This is a genomic window from Clostridioides sp. GD02404 (genome assembly GCF_045898275.1).
Taxonomy (GTDB): Bacteria; Bacillota; Clostridia; order Peptostreptococcales; family Peptostreptococcaceae; genus Clostridioides; species Clostridioides difficile_A.
In genome coordinates this window covers 91,891-111,133 of sequence record NZ_JBJOCA010000007.1, presented here as the reverse complement: position 1 = coordinate 111,133, position 19,243 = coordinate 91,891, and the positions used below count along the sequence as shown (strand labels likewise).

The following is a 19,243-nucleotide window of genomic DNA, read 5'->3' as shown; positions in this document are numbered from 1 at the left end:
CAAAGAACATAAATATTTTATAAATTATAAAACTAAAACTATAATTTATAAAGATAATTTTCTTATTACCTATATGATAATACATATAGATTAAAATTAAATTATCTTTAAGTTAAACCAAAGTAAAATAAAAGACTAGTTATAATATTTATATGAAAAAGTACAAAATATAGTATAAGAATATAGAAAATTTAATTTATTTATTTACAATTTTTATTTCCATATGTGTACTTACCTTCAGATACCTTATCATCATGGAAATATATTCTTTCACAGCTTTTATCTCCCCATAGAATGTTTTTTGTTATTTTGTGGGATGTATCTCCTGTAAATACTTCAGCGACAGTAGTATCTGTAACATCACAATAAAGAGATGCAAATTTTTTAAACCAAGGATTTTCCTCAAATCTTGAAAGCCAGGAAGCACCATAAGGGCAATGCAACTCTTCAAATTCAGGAACCCAGCCTAAGAATGGAACATCAGTTGTGCTAATAATATTGTCTGCAATTAATTCCTCTCCATTTTCATGAGCTCTTTCTCTCATAGCAATAGCTCTTTCTTCAGACCTTTCAAACAAAACTTTCTTTAATATTTCGCTAGTTTTATCTTCTCCAAACTCTTCAAATAACACTTTGGAAAAATAAAAATATAAGTCACCAAAATGCTTACATGCCATACGAACTTCTTCAATGGCATAATCTTTGTCGATTGTTTCATTAGTTACAACATCTTCGTTCAAAAAAATCACTCCTTAAAATAATATTAGTTACACTATAATTATAGATTATTTTTTATAACTAGGAAATTAATTTAATATAAATATAATTTTACCAAAGATGATATTAAAATATTTTATTGTTGCAGAAATCTTCTAAATTAATATATTTAGGAGTTTCCATATGAACGAGTGTCGTTCTGTAAACATCTTCAATACATCCATTCGCTATATTATTAAAAATATCTGTATGCTCTTTTAATGTTGTTTCAAGTCTTCCTTCATGTGACAATGAGTCAAGAGCTAGTTTTTTTATTCTGTACATATAACTGTTAAACATCTTATCAAATTCAGTATTTTGAGCATATGAGACTATTGTTGTGTGAAATAATGTATCGTATTCAGCAAATGAGTTTAAGTTTTTATCACCTAATAAAATCTCTTTTTGTTTATCTAAAAGAGATTTTAATTTACTTATAGTTTCAATTGCTCTAGGTTCTTTGTATTGACTTGTAATTAAAAAAGTGCAAAATCCTTCTATTGCAGAGCGTATTTGGAATATCTCTACAATTTCATTTGCTGTAATTTGATGAATTCTAAAACCTTTACTTGGAATTATATCTATAAATCCATCTTGGCTAAGTCTTTGAAGAGCATCTCTTATTGGCGTTCTGGAGATACCTATTTCACTAGCAAGCTTTGTCTCGGAATATATTTCATTTTCTACTATTTCTCCAGACAGTATCAATTCTTTTAAGTAGTCATATGCTTGTTCTTGTAATCTTTTAAATGTAGCCATATATAATACCCCCTAAACAATATAAAAATACAAAAACTTATATAATTTTAAGCATACAACATAGTAAAAATAAGGTCAATCTTTTGAAATCTAAATTATATATAAGATGACAAAATATGAAAAATTGTTGGATAGTGATATATGATTTATATTAGAACTAGATTAATTTAAATATATAAATTATATGAGAAGTAGAGTGTAGTATTTTAAATTAATAGTATGTATTAAATGTCATATAGAATAACTAAATACAATATAAATGTATAAAAAATACAATTTATTGTTAAAATAAATACTTTTAGAATTTATATTGACCGGTATACTGGTGTGTAGTATACTCTAAATCATAAAAAACCGTTTTCAAAAATGTGAAGATATGGAGGAAGATAAAATGAAGTTAGGATTTATTGGATTAGGAATAATGGGAAAACCAATGGCAAAAAATTTATTGAAAGATGGATGTAATCTTTTTGTATATGATATTAATAAATCTGCTGTGGATGAACTTATATCATGTGGAGCAAAATATGCAAGTGTTTTAGAAATGGGTAAAGAGTGTGAGATAGTATTTACAATTCTTCCAAATGGAGCTATTGTACAGGATGTATTATTTGGAGTAGATGGTTTGACAAAGACTCTAAAAGAAGGAAGTATAATAGTGGATATGAGTTCAGTTACTCCTACAGAATCTGTTTTGTGTGCAAATAAGTTAAAAGAAATGAACTTCGAATTTATAGATTCTCCAGTAAGTGGAGGAGAGCCAAAAGCAATTGATGGTACACTTGCTTTTATGGCTGGTGGCAAGGAAGAAATCTATAAAAAAGTAGAGCCATTTTTTAATATAATGGGGAGTTCATCTATTTTAATTGGAGATAATGGAAGTGGAAGTGTTACAAAACTCACAAATCAAGTAATAGTTAATTTGACAATAGCAGCAGTATCTGAGGCATTTGTACTTGCAGCAAAAGCAGGAGCAGACCCAGAAAAAGTCTATAAGGCAATAAGAGGAGGTCTAGCTGGCAGTACAATATTGGATGCAAAGATACCAATGATTATGAATCGTGACTTTAAACCAGGTGGTAAAATATCTATTAATCTAAAAGATATTAAGAATGTAATGCAGACAGCACACAATTTAGATGTACCACTACCTATGACAAGTCAACTATTAGAAATCATGCAGTCACTAAAAGTACATGGACATTTAGAAGATGACCATGGTGCAATAGCACAGTATTTTGAAAAATTAGCAGGTGTTGAAATAAAGAAACATAATAATTAATTTTAAATACATTGATGTAGTAGTAAATACATATTATTAAGATTAGATTATATAAATACAGCAAAGTTAAGTTATCATAGTAAAGAAAAAATAAGATTGATAAAATAATAAAGTAGAATGATAAAGGGGTAAAAATTATGATTACAGGATATGGACTTTTGATAGCATTTGTTATATCTATAGGAATTTTACTTGTATCGATTATTAAGTTTAAAGTAAATCCATTTTTAGCATTACTTATAACATCGATAATTACAGGCTTTATGGTTAAAATGCCTATAAATGAAATTTCAACTACAATATCGACTGGGTTTGGAAATACATTAGGAAGTATAGGTATTGTAATTGGACTTGGAATAATATTTGGAAATATTCTTTCAGAGTCAAGAGCTACAGAATCTATCGCAAAAGGTTTGTTAGCTAAAACAGGAGAAAAAAATAGTGCATTAGCTGTAACTACAGCAGGATTTTTAATCTCAATTCCAGTCTTTATGGATGCAGCTTTCGTTATAATGATGCCTATAATTAAGTATGTTTCAAGGGTAACTAAGAAATCTCTAATGGTCTTTGTATGTGCATTAGGGGTTGGGACTATAGTAGGACATGCACTTGTAATACCTACACCAGGACCTTTGGCAGTTGCAGCAAATGTAAATGCTAATGTGGGTAGTTTTATACTTTATTCTATAATTGTTGCTTTTCCAGCTGCTCTTGTAGGTGGATGGCTTTATGGAAAACGTTTTGAGAAATATCCATCCTATGCAATTGATGAGAATGATAGAGAAAAAAATTTAGAACAGGGAGAAGATAGCATTAAGCTTGAAAATGATAACTCTTCTGAAGTACCAGGTTTTGGAATTTCTATGTTCTCTTTATTATTTCCAATACTTCTTATACTTGTATCAAATGTATTTAGTATGTTTGTGGAAAAAGGTTCTAAAATTAGCGGAATACTTGCATTTATAGGAGATAAAAACATAGCAATACTTCTTGGTATATTAGTAGCAATAGTATTTTTAAAGAAATATATAAGTAAACCTATGGGAGACGTTGTTATCGAAGCTGCCGATTCAGCTGGTTTAATACTATTAATAACAGGCTCAGGGGGAGCATTTGGTAGTGTTATAAATGCAAGTGGTATAGGTAATTTCTTAGTTGATACTATGTCTGGTCTTAGTATATCAGTTATAGTACTTGGGTTCTTGTTAAGTGCACTACTTAGGATTTCTCAAGGTTCTGCTACTGTAGCCCTAGTAACGACATCGTCAATTTTAGGACCTACGATTTTGGCAACTGGTATGTCACCAGTTTTAGTAGGGCTTGCTATATGTGCTGGAGGAGTTGGTTTTTCTCTTCCAAATGATTCTGGGTTCTGGGTACTCTCAAGATTTAGTGGGTTATCAGTTAAAGATACTTTAAATTCTTGGACAATTGGAGGAACTATTGCTGGTGTTGTAGCATTTATAATGGTTCTATTACTTAGTGTTATAAATGGAATTATACCACTTCCAGGATTATAAATAATAAACTATTGAGTTATATTATATAGGTTATATTCAGATTACATAAATTACATAAAGGGGCGTTTTAAATGAGAGAAGTAAAACCAATTAGCATAGATATACTTAATACTTTTAAAGAAGTAGATGAGGATAAATTAAATGAACTTCTTGCAACTGAACTTAAAAATTTAGATAGAAAGATAATCGTATTAGATGATGACCCAACAGGTGTGCAGACTGTTCATGATATTTCTGTTTATACTGATTGGGACAAAGATAGTATAGAACAAGGTTTTAATGAAGAAAATAGTATGTTTTTTATACTTACTAATTCAAGGGGATTTACTGTTAATCAAACAACAGAAGTACATAGAGAAATATCAAAAAATATTGTGGATGTATCTAAAAAAACTAATAAGGATTTTATAATTATAAGTCGTAGTGATTCTACAATGAGAGGACACTATCCTCTTGAAACAGATTTGTTAAAAAGTGAAGTAGAGAAATTATCAAGAAAGACGTATGATGGTGAAATAATAATGCCATTTTTTAAAGAAGGTGGCAGATTCACTATAGATAATATACATTATGTTAAAGAAGAAGAAATGCTTATACCAGCAGGGATGACTGAATTTGCAAAAGACAAGTCTTTTGGTTATAAAGCTTCTGATATAGGTGAGTGGTGTGAAGAAAAGACAAATGGAAAGTACAAGTCTAATGGTATGATATACATTTCTTCTGAAGAGCTTAGAGGACTAAAGATTGAAGCTATAACAGAAAAACTTAAAATGGTTAAAGATTTCAATAAAGTCATTGTAAATGCAACTGACTATGTAGACGTAAAGGTATTTGCAATTGCATTTATACGTGCAGTAAATAGTGGAAAAGAGTTTATGTTTAGAAGTGCTGCTGCTATAACAAAGGTTCTTGGAGGAGTGAGTGATAAGGCATTACTTACTAAAGATGAGTTAGTTTCAAAAGATAATACTAATGGAGGGATTATACTTGTTGGTTCACATGTAAATAAGACCACTCAGCAATTAGAAGAACTTAAAAATTGTAAATATCCGATAGAATTTATAGAGTTTAATCAACATTTAGTTCTACAGGAAAATGGTCTAAAAAATGAAGTAAAAAGAGTTATACAAGTAGTAGAAGAAAAAATAAGTAGTGGAAAAACTGTTGCTGTTTATACTAGACGAGAGCGTTTTGACTTAGATACAAATGATAAAGATAAACAACTTATGATTTCTGTAGAGATATCAGATGCTGTTACTAGTATAATTGGTATGCTTAATGTAAGACCTAATTTCATTATAGCTAAAGGTGGGATTACGTCTAGTGATGTTGGTACTAAAGCACTTAAAGTAAAAAAAGCTACAGTAATGGGGCAAATAAAACCTGGTATACCAGTATGGATGACAGGTAAAGAAAGTAAATTTCCTAATATGCCATATATAATTTTCCCTGGTAATGTTGGAGAGGTTAGTACACTTAAAGAATCTGTTGAGATACTGATGGATTAGAATATCAATGGATTAGAGTATTTTATAAAAAATACTCTAATCCTTACTATTATGTATTAATATTTTTATTATTGAATTTATGTTATGTTTATTAAACTATTTATCTTTTTTTATTGATTTAATGTCTTCTTTGATTTTATTCAAAATATCTTTATGTTTATTAGAGCTAATATTAGGGAATGCTTTGATAATACGTCTATGAAGTAATTTGTGGTTAGACAATAAATTATTAAGTTTATTTTTAAGCTCATCAATACGGTTTCTAACATAACGATAGTTTTCTTTTTCCTTAAGTATTTCAAATCTATCTTCTAGAGTCTCAAGTCTATTTTCAATCAAAGACTCAAGTTTGTTTTCAATAGTTTCCTGTGTAATAAGTTTGTAGTATTCTTTTTTATCTTTTAATTCTTTAATTATAAGATTGATTTGTTTTAATTTGCCATTTAATTGTAAGATTGTATGTACTGTAATTACTAAATCTAAAACAAAATAAACTTCTATACATATAGCCAGTATAAATAGTATATTTTTAGGGATAGAGTTAATTAAATCAACTACAATAGGATGTACTATAAGCATTACAATTAATGATAATATACCAAACATAAGTGAGTTTTCTAGACAAACTCTGCCATGAATATTAAATTTGTGCTTAGAATAATCCCACCAGGTCATATTAAATATTTTTTCTAATGTAAAGCTTGTAAGATATTCCATTATACTAGTTATAATTATACTAAATAAAAACAACAAGGGAATATTGTGTACAAAAGGAGTTAATGTAGCAACTATCGCTAATGCTCCAAAGCCATATATAGGACAAAATGGTCCATTTAAAAAACCTCTATTTACAAATTGCTTTTGTAAAATTGAACAATATGTAGTCTCACAACACCATCCTATAAAACTATAAATTACAAAATAAAGAAATTGAATGTAAAATATACTCATAAGCACCTCATTTCTAGTTAATATAACACTATATACTCGATATTTTATTTTTATGACTAATTTATTTAAAATTCAATTTACATATTGATTATACCAATTTATAGAAATTTATCAAATTTAATTACAGTTATAATATTATATATGATTATAATAATGAGATTTTATTCAAAATAAATAAGGGTGTCAAGTATAATCAAACTAATAGTTGTAGATACTCTACACTATGTTAGTTTAGTCATATTTGACACCCTTATATTTATTTATATTGTGATTATTTACATTTAAAGCTAGAACAACATGTTTCAACATAAAGATTTACTCTATCAGTTTCAGGAGCAACCAATATATTGTCAAGTGTACATAAACTACCATCTTTATTGTATTCACAGTTTTTTACACTACAAACTAATTCTTCACAATTTCTATTATTAACATTGCTTGATAGATTGCTGTAAATAGACTCATCTAAAAATGAACTACAACAAGTATGTCTATCATTGTGAGCTTTTTCACCATTTATAAAAATTTTATCTGCATAACATATATGGCTATTATTATGTGAGCAGTTAGTTACATTACAATTTATTCTTTCCAAAGTTATTACCTCCTAAACGATTATTTATTATAAATTATGTCCATATAATTACAAGAATATAACCTTTAAGAGAAAACTCTCTTTTATAAAATATCTATTCTTAGAGTAATTTGAAATGTAAATATATTTTCTTCTAAAATTTACCTAAATTGTATAAAAACTTACAGCTTGGAGAAAATAATAGAAAAAGGAGGCGTAATCAATGTTTGAAAAGAAGAAAAAAGAATTATTTCCTTGGAAAATATCTGCCTTAATACTAGTAGGAGTATTTGTATTAAGTAGTGGAGTTTATATAGGGACAAGATTAAAACATAATGGAGTTCAAACTGGTGAAGTTGTAAGTACTAGTGCGAATATGAATGAAAAGTCAAAAGAAGCTTTTGGATTAAATAAAAATTGTGAAGTTTGGCTTCAAAGTGAAGGCGAAAATGAAACTAATTATAAGAGAACACTTACAATGGCTGGGATAGTTCCAGAATCATTATTAGATAAGACAAAATCAGAAATAGTATCATATTTTAAAAAAGAGTATCCAAGTAAAGAAATAAAGAGTATGGATAAAAATGAAATCGTACTAGTAGAATCTAAATATAGTGACACTAAAGATGTACAAGCAATGAATGCCACTATAAAAGGTAAATATACGATTGAAAATGATAATGGAAATATAGCATTATATAAATATGATAATAGTGGAAATAAAACCTTAGTAGAAAAAACAAAAATAAGAATAGATTCACTTCCTAAGACAGTTCAAGATGAAATCAAAAAAGGTGTAGTTATGGATACTGAAGAAGATGCTTATTCAAGATTGGAAGACTTTGCAAGTTAATACTAAGTAAGTTAATATTAAAATTGTAGTCACATTTAATTCCTATAAAATACCATAATTTATTTGTACTAAATATAAAAGTTATACTGAAGTAAAATCTTGCTTTGGTATGACTTTTTTATTTTATTTTATATTTTACATATACCATTTTATGATTTGTTAATATTATTTATGGTATAATAATTTAGAACATAAGTTTTTATGAGAAATACATTTTGGTATTTCTTTTATTTTTAGGGGGAATTTAAAAAAATGATAATATTGGGGATTGACCCAGGTATAGCTATAGTTGGATATGGTATAGTTGAATACAAAAATAGCAAGTTTAAGGTAATAGATTATGGAGCAGTGACGACACCTGCACACATGAATATATCGAGAAGATTGGAACTTGTATATAAAGGAATTGATACAATCGTAAAGAATTACAATATAGATGAAGTTGGAATGGAAGAATTATTCTTTAACAAGAATGTAAAAACAGCTATAACAGTTGCACAAGCTAGAGGTGTTACTATACTCGCATGTGCTCATAATGGGAAGCCAGTATATGAATACACTCCACTTCAAGTAAAACAAGGTGTAGTTGGATATGGAAGAGCAGATAAGGCACAAGTTCAACAGATGGTAACTTCATTTTTGAGTTTAAAAAAGGTTCCAAAACCAGATGATGTTGCAGATGCCTTAGCTGTGGCTATTTGCCATGCTCATTCAAATAAGCTTGAAAAAACTCTAAAGAATATAGGTGGTAAGTATGTATAGTTATATAAAAGGTACAATAGAAGAGATTTATATAGATAATATAGTTATTGAAAATAATGGTATAGGATATAAGGTAAATGTATCATCCAATACAATCATGAATTTACAAGTGGGAGAAGCTACAAAAATATATACTAAACTAATTGTGAGAGAAGATGATATGAGCCTTTGTGGTTTTGTAAGTAGGGAGGAACTTAAGATGTTTGAGTTACTTACATCTGTATCTAAGATAGGGCCTAAGGTGGCACTTTCAATACTATCATTTGCATCACCAGCACAGTTAGGAGCGTATATTTTAAGTGAAGATATTGGAAAATTATCCAAAGCTCCTGGTGTTGGTAAAAAGACAGCAGAAAGAATTGTCTTAGAACTTAAAGACAAGGTAGACAAAAACAACATAGAATTTGAACCAACATTATTATCACAAAAACCTACCTTAATATCTCAAGATGAGTCTGTGGATGCACTTGTAGCTTTAGGTTATACATTATCAGAGTCAAAAGACGCAGTTCAAAAGTGTAAAAAGGATGGCATGGATACAGAAGCCATTATAAAGAAAGCACTTACATATATAATGAGTAAATCTTTGAAATAACATTTACATCTTAAAATAATATTTAATGTATGAATGTAGATTTAAAAATATCGAAGTAGATTTCCAAAAGTACGAGAGGAGGGGTATAAATGCAAGGTTTTGAAGATGAAAATAGAATAATAACTTCTACAATGAAGACAGAAGATATAGATATAGAAAATAGTCTAAGACCAAAGACTCTAGAAGATTATTTAGGTCAAGAAAAATCCAAAGAGCAACTTAGCATATTTATAGAGGCAGCTAAATCAAGAAATGAGCAGTTAGACCATGTGCTTTTATATGGACCACCAGGTCTTGGAAAGACTACTCTAGCTAGCATAATAGCTAATGAGATGGGTGTAAATTTAAGGATTACATCAGGTCCTGCAATAGAAAGAGCTGGGGATTTGGCAGCCATACTTACAAACTTAAATGAAAATGATGTCTTATTTATAGATGAGATACACAGAATCAACAGAAGTGTTGAAGAAGTTTTGTATCCAGCGATGGAAGACTTTTGTTTAGATATAATAATAGGAAAAGGGCCATCTGCAAGGAGTATAAGGCTTGACCTTCCTAAATTCACGCTTATTGGGGCTACAACAAGAGCTGGTATGCTTACAAATCCACTTAGAGATAGATTTGGTGTTATTTGTAAATTGGATTACTATACAGTTGATGAGCTTTCAAAAATAGTCCTTAGGTCATCAAATATATTAGATGCAGAAATACAATCTAATGGTGCTTTAGAGCTTGCGAAACGTTCAAGAGGGACTCCAAGAATAGCAAATAGATTACTAAAAAGAGTTAGGGATTTTGCACAAGTTAGAGCTGATGGAAAAATAACTGATGAGGTAGCAAAAGATGCACTAGAACTTTTAGGTGTTGATAATTTAGGGCTTGATTTTGTAGATGAGAAGCTTCTTATGACTATAATAGAAAAATTTAGAGGGGGACCAGTTGGTCTTGATACATTAGCAGCTTCTATTGGTGAAGATAGAAATACTATAGAAGATGTATATGAGCCATATTTGCTTCAGCTGGGCTTTATAAATAGAGGGCCTAGAGGGAGAGTAGCTATGCCATTAGCATATGAACACCTAAAAATTCCATATCCTAATGAAAAATAAAAATAGATTATATAAATATTTATAAAATAGAATAGTCATTAAATTTAAATATTTCTAAAATGGGTAAAAATTCAAACATATCCACAAAATGGTAATTATGCCTGTAGATACTGTGGATAAATACACTGGAAATTGTGTGTACTGCATCTATATATTGTGGATAAGACATGTATATCGTGGAAAAATATCTATATATTGTGGATATAATGTATGCTAAAAAGAGTAATTTCTTGATAGATTATGGTAATATTGTGGAAAATAAGTTGTTTTTTTGATATTATTGTAGCTAGAGAAATTTTAAGAGAGGAAGTTTAACATTGAAAACAAGTGATTTTAAATTTGACTTACCACAGGAACTTATAGCTCAAGTTCCTATAGAAGATAGAGCTAGTTCAAGATTGATGGTACTGGATAAAGAGACAGGAGATATTGAGCATAAAGTCTTTAGAGATGTAATAGAATATTTAAATCCAGGGGATTGTTTAGTTCTAAATAATACTAGAGTTATACCAGCTAGATTGATAGGTGAGAAGCTTGAAACTGGAGGAAAAATTGAGTTTCTGTTATTAAAAAGAACTGAGGAAGATACTTGGCAAGCTCTAGTAAAACCAGGGAAAAGAGCAAAAGTAGGTACTAAGTTTTCTTTTGGAAATGGAAAGTTAATTGGAGAAGTTGTGGATTTATCAGATGAAGGCTCAAGAATTATAAAGTTCCATTACGATGGGATTTTTGAAGAAATCTTGGATGAACTTGGAAACATGCCACTACCTCCATATATCACTGCTAGATTGAATGAAAAAGAGAGATATCAAACTGTTTATTCAAAACATAATGGTTCAGCAGCAGCACCTACAGCAGGATTACACTTTACAGAAGAACTATTAAGCAAAATAAAAGAAAAAGGTGTGGATATAGCCTTTGTAACTTTACATGTTGGTTTAGGTACTTTTAGACCAGTAAAAGTAGATGATGTTTTAAATCATAAGATGCATTCAGAATATTATATGGTTAGTCAGGAAGCAGCTGACAAAATAAATAGAGCAAAAGAAAATGGAAATAATGTAATATGCGTTGGGACTACTAGTTGCAGAACTATAGAGTCAGCCTGTAATGAAGATGGAAAGATGGAAGAAACTAGTGGATGGACAGAGATATTTATATATCCAGGTTATAAGTTTAAAGTTCTAGATAAGCTTATTACTAATTTTCATTTGCCAGAGTCTACATTGATAATGCTAGTAAGTGCTATTTGTGGAAAAGATAATGTTTTAAATGCATATAATGAGGCAGTAAAAGAAAGATATAGATTCTTCAGTTTTGGAGATGCTATGATTATAAAGTAGGGAGGGAATTGATGCATAGTTTACAAAAACAAAAAAAGAATAACCCTATATTAAAGATTGCTTTTATATTTGAACGTGTGTTAGCAGTGGTAGTTTTAATAGCTGTATTTCTAGGGACTATAGATGTGTTAAGACTTATGTGGGGAGCATATATAGTTGACTTTCAAAATCCAGTACAATACAGTCAGCTTAACGATTTCTTAGCACAAATATTACTTTTAGTGATAGGTGTTGAACTTGTAGTAATGCTATCACTTCATATACCAGGAGCATTTATTGAGGCACTACTTTATGCTATAGCTAGAAAAATGTTGTTACTTCCTAAAAATGAAGGAATGATAGATGTTTTAATAGGTGTTATAGCTATTGCAGGACTTTTTGCTATAAAAAAGTTTTTAGTAACAAAAGACAAGAGTGCTCTTAATATAACGAGTATACATGATGAAGAAGCAATTAAAGAACAACAAGAAAAAGAGGATAAAGATAAATCTATTTAGAAAATGTACTAGATAAATAGATTATTACAAGAATATATTAAAAAATAATGAGAAATAAATATTACTAAGGAGAACTTTATGTACGCAGTAAGATACGAATTGATAAAAACTTGCAAACAGAGTGGTGCAAGGTTAGGAAGATTACACACTCCACATGGAATAATAGAAACACCAATATTTATGCCAGTTGGAACTCAAGCAACTGTCAAATCTATGACACCAGAAGAGCTAAAAGAGATTGGCTCACAAATAATACTTAGTAACACATACCATTTATATATGAGACCAGGTCATGAGCTTATAAAAAGAGCAGGTGGACTTCATAAGTTTATGAACTGGGATAAGCCAATACTTACAGATAGTGGTGGGTTCCAAGTATTTAGTTTAGGGCCTCTAAGAAAGATAAAAGAAGAAGGGGTAGAATTTAGGTCGCATTTAGATGGTTCAAAACATTTTCTAACTCCAGAAAAGGCTATGGAAATACAAAATGCGTTGGGGTCAGATATAATGATGGCATTTGATGAGTGTGCACCATACCCAGCAGATAGAGAATATGTAAAAAATTCGTTAGAAAGAACAACAAGATGGTTAAAAAGATGTAAAGATGCCCATAATAATACAGATAAGCAAGCTTTATTTGGTATAATACAAGGTGGAATGTATAAAGACTTAAGAGAGCAATCAGCAAAAGAGATAACTAGCATTGATTTACCAGGATATGCTATTGGTGGACTTAGTGTTGGAGAGCCAAAGCCACTTATGTATGATGTACTAGAACATACAACTCCATTTATGCCAAAAGATAAACCAAGATATCTAATGGGAGTTGGTAGCCCAGATGATTTAGTGGAAGGTGTTATAAGAGGAGTAGACATGTTTGATTGTGTTTTACCTACTCGTATAGCTAGAAATGGGACTGCAATGACTAGTCAAGGTAAAGTAGTAGTAAGAAATGCAACTTATGCTGAAGACTTTACTCCACTTGACCCAGAGTGTGATTGTTATGCTTGTAAAAACTATTCAAGAGCTTATATAAGACATCTTGTAAAAGCAAATGAAATATTAGGAGCTAGATTAATAACTACTCATAATCTTCATTTTTTACTAAATTTAATGAAGCAAATAAGACAAGCGATAATGGAAGATAGATTACTGGATTTTAGAAATGAATTTTTTGCAAAATATGGCTATGAAATATAGAGTTTGGACTATTAATTATAATCATTTTAATATATAATATTCAATAGTACTCAAAACTAAAAAAGTAAATACTTATATAGATATTTACTGCGTTTTACAAAAGAGTATAATTTATGAAGGAGTGAAAAATTAATGCCACAGCAACAAATAATGATGAGTATAGGTCTATGGGTAGTAGTAATAGCAATCTTTTATTTCCTAATGATTAGACCTCAAAAGAAAAAAGACAAACAATTAAAAGAAATGAGAGGTAGCCTAAGTGTAGGAGACAAGGTCGTTACAATAGGTGGAATAGTAGCTAGTGTAGCTAAAGTTGAAGATGATGTTGTAATACTAGAGTTAGGACCAAATAGAACTAAAGTTCCATTTGAAAAATGGGCTATAGGTACAGTTAAATCTAAAAAAGAAGAAATAGAAGAAGAGTAAATTAGTAATTTAAAAGCCTTTTCTCGAATATATATTAATTTGAGAGGAGGTTTTTTTTATGGGAAAATCTAATTATATTTTTAAAGGTCTAGGGTATGCGTATATAATAACTTTGGCTGTTTTATTAGTGTATAACTTATTTTTGACATTTACAGATATTGGTGGGGATAATATAACCATGGTTTCATCATTTATAACTACCATTTCTGCAGCTATAGGGGGTTTTTATACTTCAAAACACATGAAAGAAAAAGGTCTTATATATGGACTTTTGGTTGGACTTTTGTACATAGTATGTATTTTTTTAACTGTGTTTTTAGCACAAGAAAAGTTTGTGTTTGAAGTAGGAATGATTTATAAGTTATTGTTAATATCAGCAGCGGGAGGTATTGGAGGCGTATTGGGTGTCAACTTTAAATAGAGTTTATATTAGAGTAGTTTTATGATATAATCAATAGGAAACAATTAGAAATGGAGGCGTTGAAAATGGAAAATAAACATGTAAAAACTTTATCTCAAGCTACTTTAAAGCAAAGTGCTGCAAAAGGTGGATGTGGAGAGTGTCAAACTTCTTGTCAATCAGCTTGTAAAACTTCTTGTACAGTTGCAAATCAAGAGTGTGAAAGATAGAAAATTATTGACTTAGTTATTTTCAAGAGGGTACTTCAAAATGATTCTATTATCATTGAGAGGTATCCTCTTTTGTTTTACAATACTTCTTGTAATAAATAGTAGTCTTAAACTTTGTAAAATAGTTTAAATTAATGATGTATATTTGATTTAAATATTGAGGATTAATTAGTAAAAATTGATATGATAATGTGCTTAAAATATGGATTTTTATACAATTATTTTAAAACTTATGCTAGTAAATTATGTAAACTTATAAAATGTATTGATAAATAATATTATATATAATATTATTTATATGTGGGAAATACGAATATAAAAAAATTAAAAAACAATATTCGGAGGACATAAATATGTTGAGCAACAAGAAGAGAAGTATGGCAATAGTAATGGCAGGAGCCACAGTTATGAGTGCAGCAGCACCAATATTCGCAGATAACACTGTGTCAGAAAATGTTGATAAAAGTTACACAGTAAGTGCGAAAGATTCTACTAAATTAATTGAAGAAGTTAGAAAAGCATTAGAAATTAAGTTTGAAGAGACAAAAGCAGGAGCAAATGTAAATGACAGAGTTTACGATATAAAAGTAGACAATGTAAATTTAACTAATGCAACTCAATTACAAAACAAAATAAACTCGTTAGTAGAAGGACAAAGTCTAAAAGTTACAATACAAGACAAAGGTCATCAAACTCTAGGTGGAAAAGTAGTTGACTATAAAATCGAAAACTACAAAACAGCCCAAGAAATAGTAGATGCAGTTAATGCTTTCAATGCAACTTTAGCAGAAGATTCTGATAGCAAATTAACAGCAACAATAAAATCTACAAGCTCAGTTGAAGTAAAAAGAGCAAAAGATTCAAAAAATGTTATTACTATAAATGTGGGAGACCAACACTTAGATTTCTCAAAACAAATAATATCAGAAGAAAGTACTTTTGAAGGCTATGAAAAGAAATATAGTGATATAGAATCAAAAGAATTACATACAATAACAGTTAAAAATGCAGATTTACAAGATGTATCAGCAGAAGATTTATTCGATGGAGTTAGATTGACTACATCAGGAAGAGAAATAGTTAATAAAGTTAAAAATGGATATTCTTTAACATTTGAAAATGTAGCTATACTTACTCAAGAGCAAGAAGATAGTGATGATAAAGATAAGCCAGAAAAATCAAGCTTCGATATGATTTTAAGCAAGACAAATGAAAAGCCAGAAACAATAAGTATATCAAGTAAAAATCATAAGTTAGTAAGAGATTTACACAAAGTATTAACTGATGTTAAAGATGGAAAAGAATTAAAGGTAGAAGTTTTATCTGGAGATTCAAGATTTACAACAGCAGTAGAGGTTAGTAAAGAGAGATTTAATGATGGAGCAGCAGAAGCAATAATCTTAGTTGGAGAAGATGCTATAGTTGATGGATTGGCATCAGCACCACTTGCATCTCAAAAAAATGCACCAATACTATTATCAAAGAAAGATTCATTACCATCAGAAATAGAAGCTGAGATATTAAGAGTACTTGGAAGCAACTTGTCTTCTAAGAAGATATATATAGTAGGTGGAGAATCTAAAATATCAAAAGAAACTGAAGAAAAACTTGCTAAGTTAGGTGTAAGTAAAGTTGAAAGAGTTTCTGGAGAAGATAGATTTGAGACTTCTTTAGAAATAGCAAAACAATTAAAAGATACATTTAAAACTGCTTTCGTAGTAGGTGGAAATGGAGAAGCAGATGCTATGAGTATATCTGCTAGAGCTGCTCAATTTGGTGCTCCAATAATAGTTACAGGTAACGAATTGGATGCTAAAGCTGAGAAGTTATTAAATGGAAAAGAATTAGAAATAGTTGGTGGAGAGAACTCTGTATCAAAAGACGTTGAAAACAAATTAGTTGAAATAGATTTAAATAATAAAGTTGAAAGATTAGCAGGAGAAAACAGAAAAGACACTAATGCTAAAGTAATCAACAAGTACTATGCAGGAGCAACTAAAGCATATGTTGCAAAAGATGGTTATGTAGGTGGAAATGGACAATTAGTTGATGCACTTACAGCAGCACCACTTGCAGCTAGTGCAAAGGCACCAATAATATTAACTACAGAAGAACTTTCTAAGTCACAAGAAGAAGTAGTTGAATTAAGACTTAAGAATGCTACTAAGTTAGTACAAATAGGTGAAGGAATAGCTAAAAATGCTATTGAGAAAATAGCAGAAAAAATAAACTTATTTACTAGAAACTAATAGTATATAAAATTTAAATTTGTAAGTTTATTTAGATAATGTTTAGCTAAGTAAGATATAATATAGATAATAAATAAGTATAAACAATTAAAGTAGAAATAATGAAAAGATGGTATCTTAAAATAAGTTAGGATACCATCTTTTTATTGTTTTTGATTATTATATCTTGTAGTAGATGTTATCTTAAGATATTTATTTTTTATATATAAGAAAGTTTATAGAAAATAAATACTTATTAAATTATATTGTTTTAAGTGTATAACTTAATAAAACTTTTGAGCCTATCACTTAATTAAAGAAAATAAGTTATAATGTTTTGAATTTATGAATAATAAAAACTTTAATTATATTGTTTGAGTTAGATGGATAACTATGGTATCATATATAAAATATGGTAACAAAATTGTAACTTTTTATTAAGTCTAAGTAAAATCAATATAACAAAATTATAAAAACTAATATTGGGGGTAAAAAAATATGAAGAATAGTAGAAAGATATTTGCTATAGGACTTACACTATTTTTAGTAATGGTAAATACTCCTAGAGTAAATGCGCTCACATCAGTTGAACAAATAAAAGGAATTGACAGATATGAGACAGCAGCAAAAATAGCAGACAAACAAAACTATAATACAGCAATACTAATCAATTCGGATAATAGCTTGTCAGATGGCTTGAGCGCAAGTGGTTTAGCAGGAGCATTAAACGCGCCTATTTTAATGACAAAACAAAATCAAATCCCAAATACTACAATGGAAAGATTAAATAAAGCAAAGAATGTATATATAATAGGTTCAGAATCAACTATCAGTAAAGGTATAGAAAATCAATTGATATCTAAAAATAAGGTTGTAGAGAGAATATTTGGCGAAAATAGATTTGATACAAGTGTAAAGATAGCTGAGAAAATCAAAGAAATTAAACCAATCGATAAGGTAATTATAGCTAATGGAATCACAGGAGAAGCAGATGCAATAAGTGCATCGCCAGTAGCAGCAAGAGATGGAGTACCTATAATACTTACAGATGGAAGCAGTGTAGGATTTGATACAACAGGATTAAAGAGTTATGCACTTGGTTCTAGCGAGATAATAAGTGATGAACTGGTTAAGAGTACAAATTCTGTTAGATTGGGTGGAACGGATAGATTTGACACAAATAAAAGAGTTATACAAGAATTTTATAAAGACAGTAAAGAATTTTATTTAAGTAAAGGTATGCAACTAACTGATGCATTGGTAGCTTCTACAATAGCAAAAAATGCACCTGTGGTTTTAGTTGAAAATGGTAGCAATAAGAGTATTTTAAGTGGTGCAGATAAATTAACTGTACTAGGAGGAATAAATCAGAATGTCATCAAGCAATGTATAAATCAAGCCTCTCCAAATCAACAAGGATTATACTATAATCCAAATGATAAGGTGTTTAAGGATAGAATAAAGGGAAAAATATATGCTCTTACAAAACAATACAGAAAAGAAAATGGAGTAAGAGAGTTATCTGTAGCAAGTAGATTAGAAGGTTTAGCAAATGACTGGTCTAATTTAATGGCAAATAAAAAGACTTTATCTCATACTATAAATGGTAAAAATTCGTATTCTACTTTTTTGAAATACTTAGATTGGAGTGAGATTAAGCCTGGATACATTTCGGTTCAAGGGGAAAATATAATTAAGTATAAAATCCCAGATAAGCCTGTATATACAAATAGGGATGCAGATGATATAGGAAACTTTATTTTTAATGAGTGGAAGACCAATCCTGAGGAAGGTACAAATATGTTGCATAAGGGATATGAGATAATGGGATTTGGATTAACTATGACAGGTGATAAGACTATATATGCAACACATGAGTTTTATGGAAGATATAAAGAATAAGTATTTACCAAGATTTAGATATTTTGATAAGAATAATATATAAGTGTTGGAAATATGTAATAAGATAATAATTAGAAAATAACGTATAAGTAATGTATTTATAATGAGAAAGAATATTTATATTAACATAATAATATAAATATTCTTTTTTTGGATTTTAACATAAAAAATTTGTATTAAAAAGTTTAAATATAGTATAAAATGGGTATAAAAGCATTGAAAATTAAATGGCAAAATTAGGGAAATCTAATGACGCAAAACTATAGGGATTAAAGCTTATAAAGCCATATCAGCCAGTTGCTAAAAAGAGCAAATTCTTTTTATTCATAATAAAGATTCTCTTTGAGT

The 19,243-nt window shown here is 29.3% G+C and carries 19 protein-coding genes and 1 riboswitch; of the genes, 15 read left to right on the top strand and 4 right to left on the bottom strand.

Annotation, left to right across the window (positions count from 1 at the left end; all coding sequences use genetic code 11):
* Nucleotides 1–200: 200 nt before the first annotated feature.
* Nucleotides 201–749 carry a hypothetical protein gene (locus Q3287_RS06380; protein ID WP_219672882.1) on the bottom strand — a complete coding sequence of 183 codons (549 nt, stop codon included), beginning with the start codon at nucleotides 747–749 and terminating at the stop codon, nucleotides 201–203.
* Between the two features lie 94 nt (nucleotides 750–843).
* On the bottom strand, nucleotides 844–1,515 hold the full coding sequence (locus tag Q3287_RS06375; protein ID WP_167639986.1) for a GntR family transcriptional regulator: 672 nt from the start codon (nucleotides 1,513–1,515) through the stop codon (nucleotides 844–846).
* A 391-nt stretch (nucleotides 1,516–1,906) separates the two neighbouring features.
* Between Q3287_RS06375 and garR the strand changes: the two genes are divergently transcribed.
* From garR to Q3287_RS06360, 3 genes are all read left to right on the top strand, one after another.
* Nucleotides 1,907–2,797: a 2-hydroxy-3-oxopropionate reductase gene (garR, locus tag Q3287_RS06370; protein ID WP_407963706.1), complete on the top strand. Its 891-nt coding sequence runs from the start codon at nucleotides 1,907–1,909 to the stop codon at nucleotides 2,795–2,797.
* 137 nt (nucleotides 2,798–2,934) lie between these two features.
* Nucleotides 2,935–4,317: a GntP family permease gene (locus tag Q3287_RS06365; RefSeq protein WP_407963705.1), complete on the top strand. Its 1,383-nt coding sequence runs from the start codon at nucleotides 2,935–2,937 to the stop codon at nucleotides 4,315–4,317.
* Between the two features lie 71 nt (nucleotides 4,318–4,388).
* Nucleotides 4,389–5,825: a four-carbon acid sugar kinase family protein gene (locus tag Q3287_RS06360; protein ID WP_407963704.1), complete on the top strand. Its 1,437-nt coding sequence runs from the start codon at nucleotides 4,389–4,391 to the stop codon at nucleotides 5,823–5,825.
* Between the two features lie 96 nt (nucleotides 5,826–5,921).
* Here the strand turns inward: Q3287_RS06360 and Q3287_RS06355 are convergent, their stop codons facing one another.
* Together Q3287_RS06355 and Q3287_RS06350 are read right to left on the bottom strand one after the other, a co-directional pair.
* Nucleotides 5,922–6,776 carry a putative ABC transporter permease gene (locus Q3287_RS06355; RefSeq protein ID WP_407963703.1) on the bottom strand — a complete coding sequence of 285 codons (855 nt, stop codon included), beginning with the start codon at nucleotides 6,774–6,776 and terminating at the stop codon, nucleotides 5,922–5,924.
* Between the two features lie 271 nt (nucleotides 6,777–7,047).
* On the bottom strand, nucleotides 7,048–7,371 hold the full coding sequence (locus Q3287_RS06350; protein ID WP_054271381.1) for a DUF1540 domain-containing protein: 324 nt from the start codon (nucleotides 7,369–7,371) through the stop codon (nucleotides 7,048–7,050).
* A 202-nt stretch (nucleotides 7,372–7,573) separates the two neighbouring features.
* On the opposite strand from Q3287_RS06350, the gene Q3287_RS06345 reads away from it, so the two are divergent.
* From Q3287_RS06345 to Q3287_RS06290, 12 genes are all read left to right on the top strand, one after another.
* The gene (locus Q3287_RS06345) at nucleotides 7,574–8,203 is read left to right on the top strand and encodes a hypothetical protein (protein ID WP_054271380.1); all 630 of its coding nucleotides are present in this window, start codon (nucleotides 7,574–7,576) and stop codon (nucleotides 8,201–8,203) included.
* Nucleotides 8,204–8,455: 252 nt separating this feature from the next.
* On the top strand, nucleotides 8,456–8,965 hold the full coding sequence (gene ruvC, locus Q3287_RS06340) for a crossover junction endodeoxyribonuclease RuvC (protein ID WP_407963702.1): 510 nt from the start codon (nucleotides 8,456–8,458) through the stop codon (nucleotides 8,963–8,965).
* Nucleotides 8,958–9,560, top strand: a complete 603-nt coding sequence (gene ruvA / locus Q3287_RS06335) for a Holliday junction branch migration protein RuvA (RefSeq protein ID WP_054271379.1) — start codon at nucleotides 8,958–8,960, stop codon at nucleotides 9,558–9,560. The genes ruvC and ruvA overlap by 8 nt, the downstream gene beginning before the upstream one ends.
* A gap of 89 nt (nucleotides 9,561–9,649) precedes the next feature.
* Nucleotides 9,650–10,669, top strand: a complete 1,020-nt coding sequence (gene ruvB, locus Q3287_RS06330; RefSeq protein WP_021385734.1) for a Holliday junction branch migration DNA helicase RuvB — start codon at nucleotides 9,650–9,652, stop codon at nucleotides 10,667–10,669.
* Nucleotides 10,670–10,986: 317 nt separating this feature from the next.
* Nucleotides 10,987–12,012 carry a tRNA preQ1(34) S-adenosylmethionine ribosyltransferase-isomerase QueA gene (gene queA, locus Q3287_RS06325; RefSeq protein WP_407963701.1) on the top strand — a complete coding sequence of 342 codons (1,026 nt, stop codon included), beginning with the start codon at nucleotides 10,987–10,989 and terminating at the stop codon, nucleotides 12,010–12,012.
* A gap of 11 nt (nucleotides 12,013–12,023) precedes the next feature.
* On the top strand, nucleotides 12,024–12,509 hold the full coding sequence (locus Q3287_RS06320; RefSeq protein ID WP_054277386.1) for a phosphate-starvation-inducible PsiE family protein: 486 nt from the start codon (nucleotides 12,024–12,026) through the stop codon (nucleotides 12,507–12,509).
* Between the two features lie 78 nt (nucleotides 12,510–12,587).
* Nucleotides 12,588–13,709 carry a tRNA guanosine(34) transglycosylase Tgt gene (gene tgt, locus Q3287_RS06315; protein WP_167639978.1) on the top strand — a complete coding sequence of 374 codons (1,122 nt, stop codon included), beginning with the start codon at nucleotides 12,588–12,590 and terminating at the stop codon, nucleotides 13,707–13,709.
* A gap of 132 nt (nucleotides 13,710–13,841) precedes the next feature.
* Complete coding sequence (yajC, locus tag Q3287_RS06310) at nucleotides 13,842–14,135, top strand: preprotein translocase subunit YajC (protein ID WP_054277384.1); 294 nt, start codon at nucleotides 13,842–13,844, stop codon at nucleotides 14,133–14,135.
* Between the two features lie 58 nt (nucleotides 14,136–14,193).
* Nucleotides 14,194–14,556, top strand: coding sequence for a TIGR04086 family membrane protein (locus Q3287_RS06305; protein WP_054271374.1), 363 nt, complete (start codon nucleotides 14,194–14,196; stop codon nucleotides 14,554–14,556).
* Between the two features lie 65 nt (nucleotides 14,557–14,621).
* Nucleotides 14,622–14,765, top strand: coding sequence for a six-cysteine ranthipeptide SCIFF (gene scfA / locus Q3287_RS06300; protein ID WP_009891067.1), 144 nt, complete (start codon nucleotides 14,622–14,624; stop codon nucleotides 14,763–14,765).
* A gap of 353 nt (nucleotides 14,766–15,118) precedes the next feature.
* Nucleotides 15,119–17,014 (top strand): cell wall-binding repeat-containing protein, encoded by a 1,896-nt coding sequence (locus Q3287_RS06295; protein WP_054277383.1) that lies wholly within the window; start codon nucleotides 15,119–15,121, stop codon nucleotides 17,012–17,014.
* Nucleotides 17,015–17,491: 477 nt separating this feature from the next.
* Entirely contained in the window at nucleotides 17,492–18,895 is a 1,404-nt protein-coding gene (locus Q3287_RS06290; protein ID WP_074180158.1) for a cell wall-binding repeat-containing protein, read from the top strand.
* Nucleotides 18,896–19,114: 219 nt separating this feature from the next.
* Nucleotides 19,115–19,200: riboswitch (cyclic di-GMP riboswitch) on the top strand.
* The last annotated feature ends 43 nt before the right edge of the window (nucleotides 19,201–19,243 follow it).

Excerpts from the sequence above, each read along its gene's own strand:
- ruvA (WP_054271379.1), top strand. The coding sequence starts at position 8,958 with ATGTATAGTTATATAAAAGGTACAATAGAAGAGATTTATATAGATAAT.
- Q3287_RS06320 (WP_054277386.1), top strand. The coding sequence starts at position 12,024 with ATGCATAGTTTACAAAAACAAAAAAAGAATAACCCTATATTAAAGATT.
- Q3287_RS06305 (WP_054271374.1), top strand. The coding sequence starts at position 14,194 with ATGGGAAAATCTAATTATATTTTTAAAGGTCTAGGGTATGCGTATATA.
- Q3287_RS06290 (WP_074180158.1), top strand. The coding sequence starts at position 17,492 with ATGAAGAATAGTAGAAAGATATTTGCTATAGGACTTACACTATTTTTA.
- ruvB (WP_021385734.1), top strand. The coding sequence starts at position 9,650 with ATGCAAGGTTTTGAAGATGAAAATAGAATAATAACTTCTACAATGAAG.
- ruvC (WP_407963702.1), top strand. The coding sequence starts at position 8,456 with ATGATAATATTGGGGATTGACCCAGGTATAGCTATAGTTGGATATGGT.
- garR (WP_407963706.1), top strand. The coding sequence starts at position 1,907 with ATGAAGTTAGGATTTATTGGATTAGGAATAATGGGAAAACCAATGGCA.
- Q3287_RS06295 (WP_054277383.1), top strand. The coding sequence starts at position 15,119 with ATGTTGAGCAACAAGAAGAGAAGTATGGCAATAGTAATGGCAGGAGCC.
- yajC (WP_054277384.1), top strand. The coding sequence starts at position 13,842 with ATGCCACAGCAACAAATAATGATGAGTATAGGTCTATGGGTAGTAGTA.
- tgt (WP_167639978.1), top strand. The coding sequence starts at position 12,588 with ATGTACGCAGTAAGATACGAATTGATAAAAACTTGCAAACAGAGTGGT.
- Q3287_RS06365 (WP_407963705.1), top strand. The coding sequence starts at position 2,935 with ATGATTACAGGATATGGACTTTTGATAGCATTTGTTATATCTATAGGA.
- Q3287_RS06360 (WP_407963704.1), top strand. The coding sequence starts at position 4,389 with ATGAGAGAAGTAAAACCAATTAGCATAGATATACTTAATACTTTTAAA.
- Q3287_RS06355 (WP_407963703.1), bottom strand. The coding sequence starts at position 6,776 with ATGAGTATATTTTACATTCAATTTCTTTATTTTGTAATTTATAGTTTT.
- scfA (WP_009891067.1), top strand. The coding sequence starts at position 14,622 with ATGGAAAATAAACATGTAAAAACTTTATCTCAAGCTACTTTAAAGCAA.
- Q3287_RS06375 (WP_167639986.1), bottom strand. The coding sequence starts at position 1,515 with ATGGCTACATTTAAAAGATTACAAGAACAAGCATATGACTACTTAAAA.
- Q3287_RS06345 (WP_054271380.1), top strand. The coding sequence starts at position 7,574 with ATGTTTGAAAAGAAGAAAAAAGAATTATTTCCTTGGAAAATATCTGCC.